The organism is Microbacterium sp. Be9, assembly GCF_011754135.1.
GTDB classification, from domain to species: Bacteria; Actinomycetota; Actinomycetes; order Actinomycetales; family Microbacteriaceae; genus Microbacterium; species Microbacterium maritypicum_A.
The window spans coordinates 45,196-65,190 of record NZ_WNWT01000003.1 but is presented as its reverse complement, the minus strand read 5'-3'; the positions used below and the strand labels follow the sequence as shown (position 1 = coordinate 65,190).

Below are 19,995 nucleotides of genomic sequence, written 5' to 3'. Positions count from 1 at the left end.
AGTTCCGCAGTGTTCCGGTCGCCGTTCCTGTCGGTTGCCGCCCCGGTAAGCGACAGGAATCGCGACCGGAACGGATGCCGTCAGCTGAGCTGCACGGCGAGGTCGATGAACAGCGCAGCCGACCAGCCGAACGCGGTGGTCGCCGTACGCGCCTTCCGACCTGTGTGCGGGTTGAAGTACTCGTGCGGACCGCCGCCGTGGATCACGAGGGCCACGGTCTGCTCTCGCAGCTCCCGTGCCCGCTCGGGGTACCCCGACGCCTCCAGCCCCTCGGCGACCAGCATGCTCGTGTTGACCCACACCGGTCCGCGCCACATCCGCTCGTCCGAGAAGTCGGGATCCGATGCTGCGACCGTCGGCAGCCCCCAGGGCAGGGCGAAGCGCTCGGGGTCGTCGACGGCCTGGCGCAGCGCATCGGCGATCGGCGCCGGCAACGTGCCCGTGAGCAGCGGCATCAACCCGACGACCGTGTCGCTGAGCTGCGGCTCCCCGCCGCCATACGCGAGGAATCGCCCGAGGTCCGGATCCCACATGCGCAGCAGCCGCTCCTGCGTGCTCTCGGCCCGTTCCCTCAACCGCGAGACGTCGGCATCCGGTTCATAGCGGGTCAGCAGGTCCGCGAGCTCCACGTCCTGTCGCACGAGGTACGCACCCAGGTCGGGAGCAGCTGTCGGCAGTGGACCGTCGAAGATCGGGCTGTCGTCGAGCCCGGAGGAGTACGGGTGCCCGTACTCCGGCATCCCGTCGTGGTCGAGGTCGCTGCCGTCGAACCACCAGTCCTGCGAGCGGACGATGCGGGTCAACTGCCGGCGCGCGTAGTCGGGGGCGTCCTCGGCCTCGAGCACCTTGCGCAGCGCCCACGCGGCGAGCGGTGGTTTGGTGAGCGGCACGGGGGCGCTCGGGTCGGCGATCTGCGATCCGGCTCTGCGCAGGTTCGCACGGTCGCTCTCGGGCAGGTCGTCGCTGGTCGCGAGCACTCCGAGCTCGTGCACCACGTCGGGCAGCTGGCCGTCGGGCTGTGGGAAACGGAACGCGATGTCGAGCTGCTCGCGCGCGAGCTCCGGGTCGCCGTGTCGCAGTCCCACGGCGATGAAGTACGCATCCCACTGCCACAGGCCGACGTAGCCGATCTTCGACGGCACGATCGCCCTGGCATCGCCCAGCGACGGCAGCTCGACGATGTTCGCGCCGAGCACCCACCAGCAGAACGCCGTCATCTCCTGCAGGTCGCCGCGCACACTCGGGCACTTCGCGAACCAGTCGTCCCAGATCGCCTCGGTCGCGGCGAGCGCCGCAGCGTGGTCGCCGGGCTCGACCGTGACGGTGCGGTCGGCGTCGATGCGGAGGCGAAGACCGTCCCCGAGCGGATGCTCCTCGACACTCCCGTCCGGTCGCCGCAGCCGCACCCGCGACCCGGGTTCTCCGCCGAGGCTCAGCGTCGACGGATCGGCGAAGGTCAGCGTCGCCGCAGCAGCGCCGAACGTCACTCGCGCCGGATGCACGTCGGTCACCGCACGCGCCTCGCCTGAGGCGTCCACCACGATCAGCGCATCGAGCACGCGGCACTCCGACAGGCGCCGCTCATACTCCGAGGTGTGCACGCGCACGCCGTTCCCGTCCTCCGCGCGGAAGACGAGCACGCGCGAACGCGGCAACGTGAACGGCGCCGAGGCCAGGTCGAGGTGACGGCCGGCGAGGGCGGCGGCATCCGTCATCATCGCCCTCCCAGCCCCGATGCGGCCATGCTGTTGAGGATCTTCCGCTGACCGATGACGAACACGATCAGCATGGGCACGGTCGCGATCGCCGAGGCCGCCATCACGAGTCCGTAGTTGATCGAGCCCTGCTGTCCCTCGAAGGCGTTCAGCAGCAGGGGAACCGTGAACAGGTCGGGCGAGTTCAACAGCACGAGCGGGAACAGGAAGGCGTTCCACACATCGAGCGCCACGATGATGCTGAGGGCAGCGAGGCCGGGCTTCAGGTTGGGGAGCACGACGCTCCAGAAGATGCGCCAGCGACCGGCACCGTCGACGATCGCCGCTTCTTCCAGCTCACGCGGCAGAGCCAGCACGAACTGCCGCATCAGGAACACCGCGAACGGGTTCGCCATGATGCCCGGGACGATCAGCGCGAGGTGCGAATCCACCCAGCCGAGGTTCGACATCAGCAGATAGAAGGGGATCAGCGTCACCTGCTTCGGGATCATCTGCGTCGCGAGGAAGACGATGAAGAGCACCTTGCTGCCGCGGAACCGGATGCGCGCGAACGCATATCCCGCCATCGACGCCGTGAGCAGCGTGCCGACCACCACGAGGATCGCGATGTACGCGCTGTTCAGGTACGCCTGGCCGAACGGGACCGCGTTCCAGGCCTGGGTGTAGTTGTCGAACGTCCAGGGATCCGGGAGGAACTGCAGCGGGTTCTTCAGCAGCTGCGGCAGGGTCTTGAACGAGGTCAGCAGCATCCAGATGAACGGGAACACCATGCCGATCCCTGCCACCACGAGCACCACGTGCAGCAGGGTCGAACCGAGCCGGCGGCGTGCGCGGTCGACGGCGGGGCCGCCACGGCCACGGGACCGGTAGCCGGGCGCAGTGATCGCGATGGTGGAGTCTGTGGCCGGAGCAGGGCCGGTCAGCGGGGGCGTCTGAATGCTCATGCGGGGTCATCCTCGTAGTGGACGAACTTCTTCTGCGCGCCGAACTGCACCGCGGTGATGACGAGCGTGAGCAGGAGCAGGATGATGCTCGCGGCGCTGGACGGACCGAACTCGAACCGCCCGAAGCCCAGATCGAAGATGTGGTAGACGATCGTGCGGGTCGCGTTGTCGGGGCCGGCGTCCTGCACCAGCACATAGACCGTGTCGAACGTCTGCAGCGACGAGATGAACGCGACCACCGACGAGAAGAAGACGATCGGGGAGAGCAGCGGCAGGCGGATGCTGGTGAACAGCCGCCACGGGCCGGCACCGTCGATGCGCGCCGCCTCGATCACCGAGGGTGAGATGTTCTGCAATCCAGCGAGGAAGATCACGACGTTGAGGCCCATCGACGACCAGATGGTGACGATGCAGACGGCGAGGAGGGCCAGCTTCGGGTCCTGCAGCCAGTCGGGCGGGGTGACCCCGAAGACCTTCGCGATCGTGGTCGACAGCAGCCCGTCGGAGCGGAACATCTGCTGCCAGATCATCGCCACCGCGACCGTCGAGGTCACGACCGGGGCGAAGAACAGGATCAGGTAGAGCGTGCGCGTCTTGAGCTTCTCGAGTGCGACGGCGACGATCACCGAGAGGCCGAGGCCGATGGGGACCGTGACGATCGCGATGATGAGCGTGTTGAGGATCGCCCGACCGAGGAGCGGGTCGGTCAGCTGATCGGCGAAGTTGGCGAAACCCACCCAGGTGAGATCGGTCAGCCCGTCCCAGTCCGCGAAAGCGAGCACCAGGCTGGCGGCGAACGGCAGCACGACGAACAGCCCCATGCCGATCATCTGGGGGCCGACGAAGACGTACCCCCACAGCCGGTCGCGGCGACGCCAGAGCGCCTCCTTGCGCAGGGGCGGGGCGGATGCCGCAGGGGTGACCTGCGGCATCCTCCCGTTCTCGGTGAGAGTGCTCACTCCTACTTCTCCGACCGTTCCTTGACCACGTCGGCGATGGTGTCGAGCGTCTCCTGCGCGTCGGCCTTGCCCTGGTACAGCTTCAGGAACTCGTCGGCGATGGCGGTCGGCAGACCGGGCACGCGCGCCTCGGCGGGGTAGTCCTCGAACCCGATGTCGCGCATGTCGAGGAAGGTCTGGGCGTGTGCGGGATAGTCGTCCTCGAGCACGACCTCGTCAGCGCCCTTGATCGAGGGGACCGCGTTGCCGCCGCCCTGCAGACGGAAGGTCTGCCCCTCGGCGGAGAGGAACTCGGTCCAGAACGTGAACGCCGCGTCCTTCACCTTGGTCTTGCCGTTGATCGCGAGGAAGCTGGTCGCCACGCCGGTGGGAGCGGCTTCGCCGTCGGGGGTCGGCCACTGCACGATGTCGTAGCTGTCCTGCTCGCCCGTCGCATCGACCGTGCCGATCGTGTAGCGGCCCTGCACGAAGAAGCCGGCCTTGTGCGTGACGAACACGCTGTCGGCGCCGGCACCGTCAGGAAGGGTGTCGGCGACGACGAAGGTGCCGTCCTCGAACAGGTCGCCGAGCTGCTGCACCGACTCGACGGTGGCGGCGTCGTTGTTCGCGACGAAGGCACCGGAATCGTCATAGGGAGCATCGAGGCCCTGCGACGAGAGCCAGCTCCAGTGCGTCGCCCAGTAGTTCCAGTACATGGTGCCGGTGAGGCCCGCGTCGTGGAGCTTCTCGTTCATCTCCAGGAACTTGTCGGTGGTCCACTCGCCGTTCTCGGCGAGGGTCGCCGGGTCCTCCGTGATCCCTGCGGCCGCCAGCGCCTGCTTGTCGTACCAGAACACGTCGGGGTTCGAGTCGTTCGGGGCGGCGTACACCTCGCCGTCGTTCTCGGCAGCGCCGAAGAGCCCGGGGAAGAAGTCATCCTTCTTCGTCTTGCTGTCCTTCGAGTCCATCAGGTCGCTCAGCGGCATGAGCCGGTTCGAGTCGACGAACTGGCCGATCTTGTCGTCGCCCACGTAGAACACGTCGGGCGCGGTGTTGCTGGTGAGCTGAGCGAGCAGCTTGGAGTGGTAGTCGCCATAGTCCGCCACGGGCTGCAGCTTGACCTTGATGTCGGGGTGGCGCTCCATGAAGTCCTTGTTGAACTCCTCGTAGCGGGTGAGCTCGTCGGCCGTGCCCCAGGTCGACCAGACGACGGTGGCGTTGCCGTCGGCGTCGACGCCTCCACCGCCTCCTCCACCCCCACCGCTGCACGCGGCGAGTCCGAGTGCCAGAGCGCCGGCGGCACCCAGTGCCAGATACCGCGTCACGTTCGCACGTGCCATCTCGCTACCTCTTTCATCATTGGAAGATCAGGTCGGGATGCCCCTTCGGGCGTATTGGTATTCTGTATACAGAACGCAATCCTGTCAAGGAATGGGGCGACGGACCTGCCTATCGAGACCATCCCGTGACGTGCGGCCCGGACCATGGCGCAGACTGTCTTCATGACCGATCCCGATCCGCACCTGCTCGGCCCCGGACTCCTCCCGACGCCGTTCACCGCCGCCGAGATCCGCGACGCCACCGGCACGGGGATGGTGATCCACCTGCTGCTCGAAGGCCCCGACGGACCGATGGGCGAGCACGTCAACCGCTTCCACGACACCGATGACGAGGGAGCGACGCTCGACCGCTGGGCAGCGGAGGACCCCAAGGCCGTCGTCTCGAATCGGGTGACCTGGGCGGAACTGCAGGGCCATGCCGCCTTCGACGCCGGCACGACGAGCGTGTCGACCGTGAGCCTGACGACCCCGCTCGGTGCGCTCACCTGCCGCCGGTACGACACCGACGACGGCATCTTCTGGTTCTCGATCGACCACCCGGGCATGCCGGTGCAGTACGAGTCCGACGGCCTGCGCACGACCGTGCTGAGCATCGAGAACGACTGAGGGCGCGCGCCGGGAGGAGGCACCGTGTGCGGCGGAGAACTCCGCGTCGGGCGGACAGCCACGCGGCACGGCTCCTCCCGACACAGAGAACTCCGCCCCACGCCGGGTCCACCCGACGCGGTTCTCGCCGCAACGCGCCCGCGCCACACGAACGTCGGCGTCCCGGCGTAGGGTCGCAGCATGAGCAGCACAGCATCCGGAGAACGTCATGGAGTGGTCCCCTCGTACCTGCTCGCGCGTCTGGCCGAGTCAGGCCGATTCCCCAAGGCCGCCGCAGCTGCGAGACAGACGCTGACCGCCGGTCGACCACCCTTCCGCGCGCGCATCGACCTGTCGATCGACGAGAACGGCGACCTCGTGGCGCAGCTGTCCGATGCCCCCAACCGCACGATCAGCGACGCCGGCAACACGCAGCAGCTGCCCGGCGCGGTCGTGCGAGGCGAAGACGATGCCCCGGTCGATGACACCGCGGTGAATGAGGCCTTCGACGGCCTCGGCGCCACGTTCGAGATGCTGCTGGCCGCGTTCGAGCGCAACTCTCTCGACGACGCGGGCGCCCCGCTGGATGCGACCGTGCACTACGGCGTCGACTACGACAACGCGTTCTGGGACGGCGAGCGCATGGTCTTCGGCGATGGAGACGGCGAGGTGTTCCAGCACTTCACCGGCTCGCTCACCGTCATCGGCCACGAGCTCGCCCACGGCGTGGTGCAGCACACCGCCAACCTCGAATACCAGGGGCAGCCGGGTGCCCTGAACGAGTCGATCGCCGACGTGTTCGGCGCCCTGACCGAGCAGTACGCCCTGAGCCAGACGGCCGACCAGGCGACGTGGCTCATCGGTGCCGAGATCTTCACCGACGCCGTCGAGGGCGCGGCGCTGCGCTCGATGATCGCACCCGGCACCGCGTATGACGACGATGAGCTCGGCCGGGATCCGCAGCCCGACCACATGAGCGGCTTCGTCCGCACCACCGAAGACAACGGCGGGGTGCACATCAACTCAGGCATCCCCAACCGTGCATTCGCCCTCTTCGCGATCTACCTCGGCGGCAATGCCTGGGAGCGGGCGGGAACAGTCTGGTACCGCGCTCTCACCGGCGGCCTGTCGAGCACCGCGACCTTCACGCAGTTCGCCGACGCGACAGTCGCCGCGGCCACGGACATCGATGCCGCCACAGCCGCAGCAGCTCGACGGGCGTGGACGACCGTGGGAGTCTATGAGGATGAGCGAGTCCCCTCCACCGACTGACGCGCAGGTCGTGATCGCGGTGGTGCGCACCGGCGGCATCGCCGGCATCCGCCGTCAGTGGCATGTGGAAGCCGGCACTGACGACGCGGCGGAGTGGATCGATCTGATCGACCGCTGCCCGTGGGATCAGGAGCGGGACGGCGGACCCGGCGCCGATCGGTTCATGTGGAGCATCCAGGCGCGCACACCATCCGAGCGGCGCGAGCGCGAACTGCCCGACTCCGCGCTCGAAGGCCCTTGGCGGGCACTCGTCGAGGCCGTGCGCGCGGCCTCGGTCTGACGCCGTCAGCCGACGTACGCTCTCAGGTGAGCCGTCTGCCGACGGCGACACGAAGAGGGGGCTCGTGCTGACGATAGAAGAAGCTGAACGACTGCTCGGTGCGGCACGCGAAGCACACACCCGCGGCGATCCTCTCCTGCACCTGCACGTCGAGGTCAGCCGCCTCACCGGTGCCCCGTCGTCCTGGGGTTCGGCGGCGAACGACTACCTCCAGAACGAGAGCGTCGGCTACTTCCTCAGCGAGGTCGAGAGGGTCGGTTGGCGCCTCGAGCACACGGGATACGCCTTCGTCGGATCGGGCGCCACCACATCCGATCGGGTGATGAGCACCGGAACGGGCGTCGTGAATCACGGCGCCGTCTCGGGATACTTCACCTTCCGGCGCGCGGCCTCGGCCTGACAGCCACGACGTCGGCGACGACCACCGGAGCCGCATCCGATCAATCCCGTGTGAATCCGGCCTCCTCACGGCGGCTCGGGGTCACAATGGAACTCATGGGACTGTTCCAGCAGAAGCCTGAAGAACAAGAGAACCAGTGGGTGCTGCCCTCGGAGCCGCTCGAACGCTCCGAGTCCGAGGTGCTCGACACCGCGCCCGTCGTCGATCCACTGTCGATCGGGCTCGGCGCGGAGACCAGCGGCGACCTGAGCTCGGTCCTGTTCCCGGTCGCGCCCCCGGTCCCCGAGGCCGCCTCGACCGGCGACGCCGAGCCGCTGGACGACGAGCCGCTGGACGACGACCCCGAAGGCGACTGACCGACTGCTCGCCCTTCACGCGACAGGGCGACGTCGCGCTCACCGTTACGGTTGAGGGATGACGATCACCGCCGCCGCAGACGGCTCCGCCCTGGGCAACCCCGGCCCCAACGGCTGGGCCTGGTACATCGACGACGACAACTGGGCGGCCGGCGGATCGCCGCACGGCACCAACAACCAGGGGGAACTGCGAGCGGTGCTCGAACTGCTGCTCGCGACGGCGGGCACCGACGAGAAACTGCTGATCGAATGCGACAGCCGCTACGTGATCGACTCCGTGACGAAGTGGATGCCGGGCTGGAAGCGCAAGGGCTGGCGCAAGTCCGACGGCGGCCCCGTGCTCAACCGCGACCTGCTGGAGGGCATCGACGAGGCCATCCGCGGCCGTGACGTCGAGTTCTCCTGGGTCAAGGGGCACGCGGGGCACCCGCTGAACGAGGCCGCCGACGAACGTGCGAACGCTGCGGCCAAGGCATACCAGGCGAAGCAGGAACCACGTCGAGGACCGGGCTTCACCCGCGGCACGGATGCCGGAGCCGCGGTCGCCGCGTCGGCGCCGGTCGCCGCCTCCGCCCCCTCGGCGGCCCCCGCTCGGGCGGCCTCGCCGACGATGGCCTCCGCCGCCTCCCCGACCGCTGCGTCCGCCGTCGCCGAGCCGTTGTGGGCCGAGGCATCCGATCTCCTCGACGGCCTAGATGCGCCGGAAGACGACCCGATCGAGCTGCGCATCCCGCTCTCGTCCGACGAGCACGCGCGGCTGCGCGACCGCGCCGAGGCTCAAGGTGTCTCGCTCGAAGAGGCGCTCCGCCGCCTGATCTGAGCGCAGCGACCGAGGCGTACACTCGCATCATGTCGACTCCCGCCCGCACCATCGGTCGCCTCTTCCTCGGCGCCTCCCTCGTCTTCGCGGGGGTCTCGCACCTCACGATCGCCCGCGAGGAGTTCCAGGCCCAGGTGCCGGAGTCGCTGCCGCTGGACCCCGACACCACGGTGCTCGCCTCGGGCGTGGCCGAGGTCGCGCTCGGCTCCGCGCTGCTGCTGGCACGGCGCCGTCGACGTGCGGTCGGCACGTTCGCCGCCCTGTTCTTCGTCGCTGTGTTTCCCGGCAACGTGGCGCAGTGGATGCACCACCGTGACGGATTCGGGCTCGACACGGACATGAAGCGCTTCGTCCGGCTGTTCTTCCAGCCCGTGCTCGTCGCGCTTGCCCTGTGGTCGACCCGCGAACCCCGACGCTGACTCACGCCACGTCCTCTCCACCACCAGAACGCTGACCCTCCGCGCATGACGGGTCCTCCGAGCTGCGGTCCGTAGACTCGGCTGATGACGGAATGGGTGGTGACGCAGCGGTGAAGGCCCGCACCGTCTTCGGCCTGCTCCGCCTCGGCGCTGCCGCCGTCTGCCTGGTCGCACTCATCCATCGACTCGCCTGGGGACTGGCGTCGAACACCATCGCGAGCCAGAACTTCTTCGCGTATCTGACCAACCAGTCGAACATCGCGTTCGTGGTGCTGCTGAGCATCGCGGGGGTCATCGCCCTGCGCACGGCTCGCGATCCGCGCTGGCTCACGGTCGCCCTGGCGCTCGTGCTGACCTGGACGATCACCGCCGGACTCGTGTTCGCCATCCTGGTCTGGCAGGCCGGCATCCGCGGCATCCGCATCGATGTGCCCTGGTCGGATCAGGTGCTGCACTTCTGGCTCCCCGCCGTGACGGTGGCGGCGTGGGCACTGGCACCCGGCCACCGCTCCGTCTCCTGGCGGGTGATTCCGGTGACGCTCGCCTACCCGGTGATCTGGGGTGTCGCCACCATGATCCGCGGGCCGCTCATCGGCTGGTACCCGTACTACTTCCTCGACCCGCGACAGGTGAGCGGCCCGATGGAGTTCATCCTCTCGTCGGCGATCGCTCTCGGCACCTTCGCCGCGGTCGCCACCGTCCTCGTGCTCGTCAGCCGCATGCCGCTGCCGAGACGACTGCGCGTGGACGTCGACGCGAGCTCCGAGACCCCGACACCCGAGCAGGCGCCGATCGGTGAACGTATCGGTCAGACGTAGAGGGCCAGCGAGGCGAGGGCCGCTTCGATGGCCTCGTCCTCGTCGAGCTTCGCGAACTCGGCGGCCGCGGCACCTCCCACGATGCCCACGAGCACGTTCTCGCCGGTCGCGGGTCGCAGGTTGATCCAGGTCGGGATCACCGCATCGGCGCCGACCGCGTGCCAGATCGCCTCTTCGTTCTCCCAGAACGGCTCGTCCCACCGCAGCCACACGGTCTCGATCGCGCCCATGCCGAGCGCCGACACCGCACCGCGGTTGGAGAACGGCAGGGGTGGGTCGAACTCGATGCTGCGGTCCTGGAGCACACCCAGCGGCACGGTCACGAGCACGCGGTCGAACGACAGCGCCTCTCCGGTACCGAGGCGCACGCTCACTCCGGAGTCGTCGTACGCGAGGCGAGCGACCGGGGAGTTGAGCCCCACCTTGACGCCGTCCAGGGCCTGCTCGATGAATGGCGTGACGTCGCCGGTCGCCGCCTTCGGGTCTCCTGTCGGCAGTGGCGGCGCGAACCAGCTGGACAGTTCGTCGGCTCCGGCACCGGTGCGGGCGGCGAGGATCGCGAGCAGCGCATTCGTCGCGGGGTCGGCGGTATCGATTCCGGCGGCGGTCAGAGCATCAGCCACCGAGGAGTCTTCGGGCGCGGCCTGTGCCGCCGTGATCGCCGCGTCGAAGGGCTGAGGGTCGACCGGGTCGACAGCTCCGTCGGGTCCGCGCCAGATCTCGCCGGCCAGTTCGACGACGCCGACCTCTCCCTCGCTCATCCGGTCGAGCACATCAGCGTCGTCTGCGCCGAAGAGCCAGGCGCCGAGCTGCACCGGCACGGGCCACGATTCGTCGACGCGGGAGTAGACCCGCCCACCGACGCGATCCCTGGCCTCGAAGACCGTCACCTCCAGCCCTCCCTCGGCGAGCAGAGCGGCAGCGGTGGCTCCGGCGAGCCCTGCGCCGACGACGGCGACACGCTCTCCCGAGGTCGCCGGGATCAGGAGTTCCTCGGCCGCGCGCGCACCGGAGCCGATCGCGCCGCGCACCGTTCCGGGAGCATCCTCATCCGTCGCCTCCCCCGCGAAGAACAGGCGCCCGTCGACGGGCTTCCCCAGCGCGAGACGCGTGCCGGCCAGCACGCCCACTGGCGTGAAGCTGGCGGCGCCGAGCGCGAACGGATCGGTGGTCCAGGTGCTGCGGATGCTGCCGGCTGCCGCCGGGACACCGGGCGGAGGCTCGGGCTCGCGCGTGCGAGTGGGCGTCGGCGTGGGTGCCGGTTCCGGAGTGCAGGAGGCGAGAAGCACCGAAGCGACACCGGCTCCGGCGCCGAGGAGCAGAGTGCGGCGCGTGATCCTCATCGTGTCGCCACCTTATCCCGAACACCTGCGTGGAGGTGTGGCGCCTCGATGCTCGGCCTCGCCGGGTCAGACCGAAACGCCGGGTCAGGCCGTCTCGGGGGGAGATCGGCCTGACCCGGCGTGAACGCCTGAAACGGCGACTGCTTGCGCGCAGATGCAGCGTCAGACGGAGAGCAGCTCCCGCTCCAGGCGGGCGAACGACGACTCCATGCCGTCGGCCATGCCGGTGGCGAGGATCATGTCGCGCGTCTCCTTGTCGGGATACTCGATGAGCAGCGTGACGAGAGTCGCGCCGTCCTCCTCATACAGGTTCAGATCGTTGAGCGTCTCGGTGGGCATGCCCTGCATCCGCTCGGTGCTGACCGCCCGGCGCGGGGCGTCGATCAGCAGCGCCTCACCTTCGAACCCGAACGGCTGCCCCTCGGTGTCGCCGACCGGCGCCCAGGAGTTCCGGTACGACTGGCCCACCTCGGTGGCGGCCACGCACTCCGTCATCTCCCAGCCGTCGGGTCCGAGCATCCACTTGCGGATGAGCTCGGGCTCGAAGTGCGCGCGCCAGACCAGCTCCCGCGGCCCCTCGACCAGGCGGGTGATGCGCACGTGGGTGTCGTCGAGCAGCTCCACCCGTGTGCCCTTGCCCTGCGCGTACTCGCGGAGATCCTGCAGCACGGTGTCGAGCTGCGCCATCGCCATCTTGATGCCTTCGACCTGGCCCATCTCGACGACCTGCTCGAGCGCGTCGACGGAGTCGAAGTGGCTCGTGGTCACCATACGGGTGCCCTCGGCGGTGGGCTCGAACGAGAACGACATCCGCTGTGCGGGGAATCCGTCGAGCGGCTTTCCCTCCTCGTCGACGAACGAGTCGATGACCTCGAAGCCGTGCGGCGCGTCGATCGATACGAATTCCCACGCACCCGACGACTTCTCGCCGCGCGGACCGTTCATCGAGTAGACGGCACGCCCGCCGACGGTGTGGTCCCAGGCGGTGAAGGTGGCCGGCCATCCGGGAGGACCCCAGAAGCGCTCGAGCTGACGCGGGTCGGAGTACGCGCTCCAGACGCGGTCGATGGGGGCCGCGAAGTCGGCGACCACGGTCATGGTCAGGTTCTCGGCATCGGTGGTGACGTCGGTGACAGGCATGTTCAGTCTCCTTGTTCGTTCTTCGTGGTGTCGCTGGTGTCGGATGAGCTGGGCCGAGGCGTCTCGGCCAGCAGGTCGTCGAGTCGGGCGATGCGCGACCGCCACAGCTCTTCGTATCGGGCGAGGAGCGCCCTGGCGCGGGCGATCATCTCGGGGTTCGCGCGGACGAGCCGCTCGCGTCCCTCGGCGCGCTTGACGATGAGGTTCGCGGCCTCGAGCACGGCGACGTGCTTCTGCACCGCGGCGAACGACATCTCGTATTCGGAGGCGAGGGTCGAGACCGACTGCTCACGCTCGATCGTCCGGCGCAGGATGTCGCGCCGGGTCGACGTCGCCAGTGCGTGGAAGACACGGTCGACCTCCGCTTCGCTCAGTTCTCTTTGTGCAACCATTTGGTTGTACGTTATGCCCGCGGAGCGGGTGTGTCAAGAGGGAAAGTGTCGAGATCGCACTCTCGCGCCATAGACGGGGTGGGTATACTCCCGGATCAACAGAATGGAACACTTAACATGTTACGTAATATTGATTCCGGGCCGACGCAGGGTTCCACGACTGCGGTGCGGGTCTCCGCCGCGGTCGCTCTGACGCTGGGTCTCGTCGCCACCTCGACCACGCCTGCCTTCGCCCAATCCCCGATGGGTCGCGGTGGAGCAGATGCCGCCCATCGCGCACTCGACGATCTCGAGGAGTCGCTGGTGTGGCGATCCGACGCGAAGACCACCTATGGCGCCGTCGTTCCCGCGGTGAACGAAGCGATCCTCGCTCTGGACGAAGATCGCTCGAGGATTCCGCAGTACGAGAGCTTCAAGACGGCGTTGGAGCGGCTTCAGGTGGAATCCACCTACCTGCTCGATCTCGCCACGCAGCCCGGATACCAGCCGGGCGTGCTCGATTCCGTGATGTTCCTTCAGGGTTCGGTGGCGGAATGGCAGTACCGCGTGGCATCGATGGACGACTCTCTGAAGAAGCGCGACAAGACCCGCCCGGCGCGAGTGGAAGGATCGCGTGCCGATGTCAGCGCTCAGACGCAACCGGGCACGGTGTTCCGTGATCTTCCCGGCCTCCCGGAGATGGTCGTGGTGCCGAAGGGCGACTACGTTGCGGGGGCGACAGCGGAGGAACAGCAGATCTGGAACGTCCCGGAGAACCGTCGTGATTTCGAGACGCCCCAGCGCGACGTCACGATCAGTGAGGCACTCGCCTTCGGCACGACCGAGGTGACGGTCGGTCAGTTCAGTGCGTTCGTCAAAGAGACGAAGTATCGTCCTCGCGGTGGAGCTCGATGGTGGAACCCGCAGGATCCTTCCGCCATGCAGTTCAACGCTGCGCTGGACTACCTGAATCCTGGATTCCCCCAGACGACCGATTCTCCCGTCGTCGCGATCACGCGCGAAGATGCGAACGCATACGCGTCATGGCTCAGTGCGAAGACGGGGGAAACCTATCGACTCCCCAGCGAAGATGAATGGGAGTGGGCGGCGCGTGGCGGTGCGACCACGACGTTCTACTGGGGTGACGACCTCTCTCGCGTGAACGAGTACGCGAACAGCTTCGACCTCTCGTCGAAGGAGACCAACGGATTCGGCTGGGACAGCACCGGCGTCGACGACGGCTACCCGTACACCGCGCCGGTGGCAAGCTTCGCGCCCAACGGGTATGGGCTGTACGACGTGACCGGGAACGCGCGTGAATTCGTCGCGGACGACTGGGTACAGGATCTCTCCGCCGCAGCGAACGACGGGAGCCCGCATGACGGCGGAGTACCGTTCCCCGTCGTGCGTGGGGGCGCGTGGAACTATCAGCCCCAGAATCTGCGACTGGACTATCGCAGTGCCTACTATTCGTCGGAGACCGCGACCAACATGTTCGGATTCCGCCTCGTGCGCGTGCTCTGAACGGCGACGAAGACCGTCCACCACACGCTGCGGAGCGTCCTCGCCGAACGGTCGAGGACGCTCCGTCGCGACGGGCGCGCCCAACGACCGCCCCGGCCGGGCTCGTCGGGCTCCCTGCTCCGGCAGAGTCCGCTGGTGCCGGCGGCATCGCGTCGCCGACATCCATTCACGTGAATCCACCCCACATTTTCAGGCGTAGGCTGGAGTGAAGGACGGACCGTCCGAGAAGATCTCCCGGCACCGTGCCCGCCCGGAAGTGGAGTCACTCGTGGCTCAGTACGACGTCTCGAACCGCTCGGCGATCGTGACGGGAGCAGGCAGCGGAATCGGACGCTCGACCGCTCTCCTGCTGGCGAAGAACGGCGCATCCGTCGTCGTGAACGACCTGAACGCGGAGCACGCGAACGCGGTCGTCGAAGAGATCCGCGCTGCCGGCGGCACGGCAGAGGCTTCAGTCGGCGATGCGACGGATGCGGCCTGGATCGCTTCTTCCATCGAACTCGCCAACTCGCTCGCTCCCTTGCGCATCGGCGTCAACAACGCGGGCATCGGCGGCGCCAGCGCTCCGACGGCCGAGTACGAGGACGAGGCGTGGGACAAGGTCATCGCGATCAACCTCAACGCGGTCTTCCGCAATATGAAGGCACAGATCCCCTCGATCCTCGCGAACGGCGGCGGCTCGGTCGTGAACATCGCCTCGATCCTCGGCAGCGTCGGCTTCGCCGGCTCCCCCGCCTACGTCACCGCCAAGCACGGCGTGGTCGGCATGACCAAGTCGGCGGCGCTCGAGTACTCCGCCAAGGGCGTGCGCGTGAACTCCGTGGGCCCCGGTTTCATCGACACCCCGCTGCTCGCGAACATGGGCGACGAGGCGAAGGACTTCCTCGTGAGCAAGCACCCGATCGGACGCCTGGGCCAGGCCGACGAGGTCGCGAACCTCATCGCCTTCCTCGCCAGCGATGCGGCGAGCTTCATCACCGGCAGCTACCACCTCGTCGACGGCGGATACACCGCGCTCTGACACCCCCCTTTTCTGCCTCGGTGCCCTGCCCGCCCGCGCAGATGCATGAACAGAAACCAGATGCAGGACGAAACGCCGGACAGCACTCATGCATCCGGCGTTTCGTCCTGCGGGTGACAGCGGGCAGCGGGCTACTGGAGGGCGGCGAGCCGCAGGGTCGCAGTCGCGCTGTGAGCCGCCATGCCCTCCGAGTCGGAGATGACCTGCACGGCGTTCGCCAGCGCCGGGGTCGCCTCGCGCGTGATGCGCTGGTAGGTCAAGGGCTTGAGGAACCGCGAGACCGACAGCCCGGCGCTGTGCTTGGCTCCCCCGGCGGTCGGCAGCACGTGGTTGGTGCCGGCCATCCCCTTGTCGGAGTATGCGACCGTGCTCCACGGACCGAGGAAGATCGAACCGTAGTTGCGCAGATTGTCGTGGTACCAGTCGTCGTCGGCAGTCAGCAGTTCCAGGTGCTCGGGGGCGAGGTCGTCCATGAGCGCGGCGGCTGTCTCGCGGTCTTTCGCGACGGTCACGACTCCGTAGTCACGCCACGCGGCCCCCGCGATCTCCGCGGTCGCCAACGTCTCCAGCTGCCGGTCGATCGCGGCGATCACTGCGCGCCCGTGGTCCTCCGACGTCGTCACCAGCGCGGCAGGGGAGTTCGGGCCGTGCTCGGCCTGACCGAGCAGATCAGCAGCGACGAGCTCGGGATCGGCTGTGTCGTCCGAGATGACGGCGACCTCACTGGGACCGGCGAGCAAGTCGATCGCGACGGTGCCGAACAGCTGGCGCTTGGCCTCGGCGACGAACGCGTTACCCGCGCCGACGAGCATGTCGACGGGCAGTTCCCCGAGCAGACCGTAGGCCATCGCGGCGAGCGCCTGAACACCGCCGATGACGAACACCCGGTCGACGCCTGAGAGATAGGCGGCGTAGACGACCGCATCGTTCGCTCCTCCATCGGGCTGCGGTGGAGTGCAGGCGATCACGGTGGGCACGCCTGCGGCCTTGGCGACACCGACGGTCATGAACGCGCTCGCGGTGAGGGGGAACCGTCCCGCCGGCAGGTACGCCCCGACACGGGCAACCGGGATGTACTTGGCTCCGGTGACGATGCCGGGCACGAACTCGGTCTCGAAGTCGGTCAGGTGCTCCCGCGAGGCTCGCGCGAACGCCTGCGTGCGCTCAGCGCCCAGTTCGATCGCGGCTCGGAGAGCGGGGTCGAGACGGTCACCGCTGCTCGCGATCTGCTCGGCGGTGAGCTCGATGTCCGTGCCCTGGTAGTTGTCGAGCTTCCGGGCGTAGTCGAGCACCGCATCCATGCCGCGCTCGCGGATGTCGGCGAGCATCGCGGTGACGGTTTCGATGACAGCCGGGTCGCGCTGTGCAGCCGGCGCGTCGATGAGCGGAGTCTTGAGGTGGTGGAACGCGCCGTCGAGGCGGGCGAGCACTGTCGAGGAGTAACGCATGCAGGAAGGCTAGATCCGCTGCAATCATCCGACAACCCTGTTGATACGTGCCTTTCCATCGGGTTTACCATTGGCTGTGACCATCACCCAGCTGACGGCGTTCCTGGCATCGCTCGAACACGGCTCCTTCACCGCCGCGGCCGCCCACCTCGACATGACGCAGGCCTCTGTGTCCGAGCTCGTCGCGCGCCTCGAACGCGAACTCGGCGTCACCCTGTTCACGCGCGGCAGCCGCCGCCTGTTGCCGACCACGGCAGCGCTCGAACTGCGGCCGCACGCGACGCAGACTGTGAGCGCGGTCCAGAACGGGATCGACACCATCCGGGCTTTGACGTCCCTTGAGCGCGGCACGTGCACCTTCGGGGTGCTGCGCAACGCGGCGTACTATGCGCTGGCCGACCTCGCCGAGACGTTCCACCACCGGCACCCGAACGTGCGGCTGCGGCTGATCGGCATCAACTCGGCACACGTCGCCCGCTCGATCGCGAAAGGCGAGTTGGAAGCGGGACTGCTCGTGCTGCCGGTCGACGAGGACGGACTGGAGGTGCGCCCGCTGTTCCGCGACGAGGTGCTCTACGCCTCTGCCACCCGAGACCCGGACGATGGCCCCGTCACGATCGAGGAGGTCGCCGCCGCGAAGCTCGTGCTCTACGACGCCTTCGCCGGCTGGGATGACCCGACCCGACGACAGCTCCTCGAACGCGCCCGCCTGCAGGCACTCTCGATCGACCCGGCCGTCGAGGTCGAGCACGTCGAGACCGCTCTCGACCTGGTGGCCGCCGGCACCGCCGACACGATCGTGTCGCGGTCGATCGCCGAGGCGGACGGCTTCCCGAGCGGTGTCCGCACATTCGCCTTCTCGGAGCCGATGCACGACACGATCGCGCTCGTGCAGCGCGAGGGGGTGCTCCTGTCGCCGGCGACACAGCGACTGGCCGAGCTGGCGGAGAAGATGCTGCGCGAGCGGCTTCCGGAGCACCGGGGTCGCACCCCCCTCGACGCAGACCCGCTCGACTGAACTTCGCCCCCGATGCGGAGGATCACCCCGTGAGGAGGACTTCACCCCGTGGGGAGGAACCCGGCTGCCAAGTTCTCCGCCCGACGCCGAGTTCTCCGCCCGACACCGCACTCGACGCGTGCACCCGACACGGCGCATCCTCGATACGCCACCCGGACCCGACTCACACCCCACCCGGGGCCGCGCCAGACCTTCAGTACAGCTCGGCCCGACGGTCGCCGAAGAGGTGGTTGTGCGGCGCCAGCGTCTTGTCCCGAGCTGCAGCGAGAGACAACCGCGCGGTGGCCCCCATCACGGCCCGGAAGGCGACGATCCATCCCTGCTCATCGATGATGGCGGTGCCGTCCGTCCAGTCGACGCCCCGCTCCGACCCCCAGCGGTCGGCGACAACCACCGGGAGCCGCGAGGAGCGGGCGGCCGCCATCGCCTGGATAAGCTCCGGAGCGTGCTCACCCGCGGGACGCGGCACGAGCGGCCAGTTCACGGGCAGCGCCAGCACATCGGCCCCGGCAAGCGCGAGCCTTCGGGGCACCTCAGGAAACTCGTTGTCGTAGCAGAGCGCCACGCCCAGGCGTCCGAAAGGCACATCGACCACAAGACCGGCCTCCGATCCGCGGTCGAAGACGTGGATCTCCGCGCCCCAGAGGTGCGACTTGCGGTAGTCGGCCACGTGCCCGGTGCGGGTGAGTACCGCGGCGGAGTTGAAGAGCTGTTCGCCCGCCCGCTCCGCGGAGCCGACCACGACGACGGCGTCCTCCGGGATGGCCTCTTGCACGATGCCCCAGCGAGGATCATCCGCGGCGATCGACGCACCCCAGGCCTCCTCCCGATCGGCGAACACATACCCGCTCGTCGCGAGCTCCGGCAGCACAATCAGTTGCGCACCCGTGCGGGCAGCCGCAGAGATGGCGTCGCGGATACGGGCGAGATTTCCGTCCACGTCGCCGAGCACGATCTCCGGCGAGAGGGCGACGGCCCTGATCTCGTCGTCAGGCGTCGAGGCGGTCGCCGAGACGCCGGAGCGCGAGGGGCGGTCCGCGCCTCGCGCTCCTTCGCCCTCAGTCATCCTCGGTGGCGGTGACCATCACCCCGAGAGGCGCCAGGTAGCCGTTGGGGTCGATCGTCCAGTCGGCCGCGGCTGCGGCTTCGACGACCTCCGGTGCCCACTCGAGGTAGACACGGTCATCGCCGCCGTTGATCACGAGCACCGTGCCGGTTCCGTTCTCGTCACCCTCGATGCAGGTGTATGAGCGCCAGGCCCCCTCGGGAACCGAGAAGGCGTCGCCGGGGCCGAGGTTCACGGTGGTCGTGGAGTCGTCGTTGAGCGTGACCTCCCAACGACCGGTCGTGAACAGCAGGGCCTGAGTCTTGTCGTGGCGGTGGCGGAGCACTCCCTGGCCGGGCTCGGCCTTCACCCACGCGAGGTTGAAGGAATGGGGTTCGTGCACGTTCGGCACCTGACGGCGGTTCTCCGACATTCCGTAGCCGATCGCGGTGGCGAGCTCGACGCGTCCACCCTCGACCGCTGCGCACAGCAGCGCGGCTGCGGAGTACTTGCGGTCACCCGGCTGGATCACGCGCGAGCGCATGTCCTCGACCGTATACGTCGTGAGCTCGTCGATGTAGTGCTGCTTCATCGGTGTGATCAGCGCCACGTCGTCCGGCAGCACGTCGCCGGCGACGGTGTCGATCAGCCGGTTGTCGGCGGTGAGGTGCAGGCCATACGACTCCGCCTCGCGCAGAACCGACGGGCCCCAGATGATGCCGCCGTTGTCGTCGCGACCGAGCACCGTGTACAGGATGCCGTCGTCCGGACCCTCGTTCGTGAACCCGCGGAAGATCCAGGTCGGGATCGTCACGATGTCGCCGTCGTGGCTGACGTATTCACCCTGCGTGCCGTCCACGCCCCAGCGGAGGCGGAACTCGCCGCCGAGGTTGATGAACACCTCGGCTGTGAAGTGCAGATGCAGATTGTTCGAGATGCCGTTCGGCATGCCGGCTGCGCCCGTGTTGAACCCGTGGTTCTCCTCGAGGTTCACATACTGGTTCGCGTTCTGCGAGACCCCGGCGCCGATGAAGGCGTAGTTCTCCTTGCGGTCGGACCCCGGGGTGCGGCAGTCGATGAACGCCGAGTTGCAGGGCACCCAATCGGTACGCCGGATGGTCCGACGCTCGATCTCCGCGGTGTCGACGATGATCGTCTTCGTGTCGTCGATGACGTCACTCATGTTCTTCTCTCCTTC

21 protein-coding genes are annotated in these 19,995 nt (G+C 68.2%); 11 read left to right on the top strand and 10 right to left on the bottom strand.

Going from position 1 to position 19,995, the window contains the following annotated elements:
- Positions 1-80: 80 nt before the first annotated feature.
- Genes GLO27_RS03170 through GLO27_RS03155 form a run of 4 tightly spaced genes read right to left on the bottom strand, consistent with a single transcriptional unit; the run spans position 81 to position 4,937 of the window.
- The gene (locus GLO27_RS03170; RefSeq protein WP_152525840.1) at positions 81-1,718 is read right to left on the bottom strand and encodes a glycogen debranching protein; all 1,638 of its coding nucleotides are present in this window, start codon (positions 1,716-1,718) and stop codon (positions 81-83) included.
- Positions 1,715-2,659, bottom strand: a complete 945-nt coding sequence (locus tag GLO27_RS03165) for a carbohydrate ABC transporter permease (protein ID WP_021198390.1) — start codon at positions 2,657-2,659, stop codon at positions 1,715-1,717. Before GLO27_RS03165 ends, GLO27_RS03170 begins: the two co-directional genes overlap by 4 nt.
- Positions 2,656-3,618 (bottom strand): sugar ABC transporter permease, encoded by a 963-nt coding sequence (locus GLO27_RS03160; protein WP_021198391.1) that lies wholly within the window; start codon positions 3,616-3,618, stop codon positions 2,656-2,658. The genes GLO27_RS03165 and GLO27_RS03160 overlap by 4 nt, the downstream gene beginning before the upstream one ends.
- A 2-nt stretch (positions 3,619-3,620) precedes the next feature.
- The gene (locus GLO27_RS03155) at positions 3,621-4,937 is read right to left on the bottom strand and encodes a sugar ABC transporter substrate-binding protein (RefSeq protein ID WP_136023896.1); all 1,317 of its coding nucleotides are present in this window, start codon (positions 4,935-4,937) and stop codon (positions 3,621-3,623) included.
- Positions 4,938-5,099: 162 nt separating this feature from the next.
- Here GLO27_RS03155 and GLO27_RS03150 point away from each other — a divergent pair, with 162 nt between their 5' ends.
- The 8 genes from GLO27_RS03150 (at position 5,100) to GLO27_RS03115 (ending at position 9,887) form a co-directional block, all read left to right on the top strand.
- Entirely contained in the window at positions 5,100-5,543 is a 444-nt protein-coding gene (locus GLO27_RS03150) for a hypothetical protein (protein ID WP_029260126.1), read from the top strand.
- 180 nt (positions 5,544-5,723) lie between these two features.
- Positions 5,724-6,794 (top strand): M4 family metallopeptidase, encoded by a 1,071-nt coding sequence (locus tag GLO27_RS03145; protein ID WP_167253564.1) that lies wholly within the window; start codon positions 5,724-5,726, stop codon positions 6,792-6,794.
- Entirely contained in the window at positions 6,769-7,074 is a 306-nt protein-coding gene (locus tag GLO27_RS03140; RefSeq protein WP_031206693.1) for a protealysin inhibitor emfourin, read from the top strand. The genes GLO27_RS03145 and GLO27_RS03140 overlap by 26 nt, the downstream gene beginning before the upstream one ends.
- A gap of 64 nt (positions 7,075-7,138) precedes the next feature.
- Complete coding sequence (locus tag GLO27_RS03135; RefSeq protein ID WP_021198396.1) at positions 7,139-7,474, top strand: hypothetical protein; 336 nt, start codon at positions 7,139-7,141, stop codon at positions 7,472-7,474.
- A 95-nt stretch (positions 7,475-7,569) separates the two neighbouring features.
- Entirely contained in the window at positions 7,570-7,830 is a 261-nt protein-coding gene (locus GLO27_RS03130) for a hypothetical protein (RefSeq protein WP_029260129.1), read from the top strand.
- Between the two features lie 58 nt (positions 7,831-7,888).
- Entirely contained in the window at positions 7,889-8,650 is a 762-nt protein-coding gene (locus GLO27_RS03125; RefSeq protein ID WP_167253561.1) for a ribonuclease H, read from the top strand.
- A 29-nt stretch (positions 8,651-8,679) separates the two neighbouring features.
- On the top strand, positions 8,680-9,069 hold the full coding sequence (locus GLO27_RS03120) for a DoxX family membrane protein (protein ID WP_167253560.1): 390 nt from the start codon (positions 8,680-8,682) through the stop codon (positions 9,067-9,069).
- Between the two features lie 92 nt (positions 9,070-9,161).
- Positions 9,162-9,887: a Pr6Pr family membrane protein gene (locus tag GLO27_RS03115; protein WP_029260131.1), complete on the top strand. Its 726-nt coding sequence runs from the start codon at positions 9,162-9,164 to the stop codon at positions 9,885-9,887.
- On the opposite strand, the gene GLO27_RS03110 is transcribed toward GLO27_RS03115, so the two are convergent.
- The 3 genes from GLO27_RS03110 to GLO27_RS03100 form a co-directional block, all read right to left on the bottom strand.
- The gene (locus GLO27_RS03110; RefSeq protein ID WP_167253558.1) at positions 9,878-11,230 is read right to left on the bottom strand and encodes an FAD-dependent oxidoreductase; all 1,353 of its coding nucleotides are present in this window, start codon (positions 11,228-11,230) and stop codon (positions 9,878-9,880) included. The two genes, GLO27_RS03115 and GLO27_RS03110, sit on opposite strands and share 10 nt — an antisense overlap.
- Before the next feature lie 162 nt (positions 11,231-11,392).
- Complete coding sequence (locus GLO27_RS03105; RefSeq protein ID WP_021198402.1) at positions 11,393-12,370, bottom strand: SRPBCC family protein; 978 nt, start codon at positions 12,368-12,370, stop codon at positions 11,393-11,395.
- Positions 12,371-12,372: 2 nt separating this feature from the next.
- Positions 12,373-12,762: a metalloregulator ArsR/SmtB family transcription factor gene (locus GLO27_RS03100; protein ID WP_021198403.1), complete on the bottom strand. Its 390-nt coding sequence runs from the start codon at positions 12,760-12,762 to the stop codon at positions 12,373-12,375.
- Between the two features lie 117 nt (positions 12,763-12,879).
- Between GLO27_RS03100 and GLO27_RS03095 the strand changes: the two genes are divergently transcribed.
- On the top strand, positions 12,880-14,265 hold the full coding sequence (locus GLO27_RS03095; RefSeq protein WP_167253556.1) for an SUMF1/EgtB/PvdO family nonheme iron enzyme: 1,386 nt from the start codon (positions 12,880-12,882) through the stop codon (positions 14,263-14,265).
- 268 nt (positions 14,266-14,533) lie between these two features.
- A complete protein-coding gene (locus tag GLO27_RS03090) occupies positions 14,534-15,286 on the top strand; it encodes an SDR family NAD(P)-dependent oxidoreductase (protein ID WP_029265225.1) in 753 nt (250 codons plus the stop codon).
- A gap of 131 nt (positions 15,287-15,417) precedes the next feature.
- Here GLO27_RS03090 and hisD read toward each other — a convergent pair whose 3' ends face one another.
- Complete coding sequence (hisD, locus tag GLO27_RS03085; RefSeq protein ID WP_167253554.1) at positions 15,418-16,734, bottom strand: histidinol dehydrogenase; 1,317 nt, start codon at positions 16,732-16,734, stop codon at positions 15,418-15,420.
- Positions 16,735-16,810: 76 nt separating this feature from the next.
- On the opposite strand from hisD, the gene GLO27_RS03080 reads away from it, so the two are divergent.
- Positions 16,811-17,752 (top strand): LysR family transcriptional regulator, encoded by a 942-nt coding sequence (locus GLO27_RS03080; RefSeq protein WP_021198407.1) that lies wholly within the window; start codon positions 16,811-16,813, stop codon positions 17,750-17,752.
- Between the two features lie 193 nt (positions 17,753-17,945).
- Here the strand turns inward: GLO27_RS03080 and GLO27_RS03075 are convergent, their stop codons facing one another.
- On the bottom strand, positions 17,946-18,818 hold the full coding sequence (locus tag GLO27_RS03075; protein ID WP_167253552.1) for a nitrilase-related carbon-nitrogen hydrolase: 873 nt from the start codon (positions 18,816-18,818) through the stop codon (positions 17,946-17,948).
- Positions 18,811-19,980: a cupin domain-containing protein gene (locus GLO27_RS03070; protein WP_021198409.1), complete on the bottom strand. Its 1,170-nt coding sequence runs from the start codon at positions 19,978-19,980 to the stop codon at positions 18,811-18,813. Before GLO27_RS03070 ends, GLO27_RS03075 begins: the two co-directional genes overlap by 8 nt.
- Positions 19,981-19,995 lie beyond the last annotated feature (15 nt).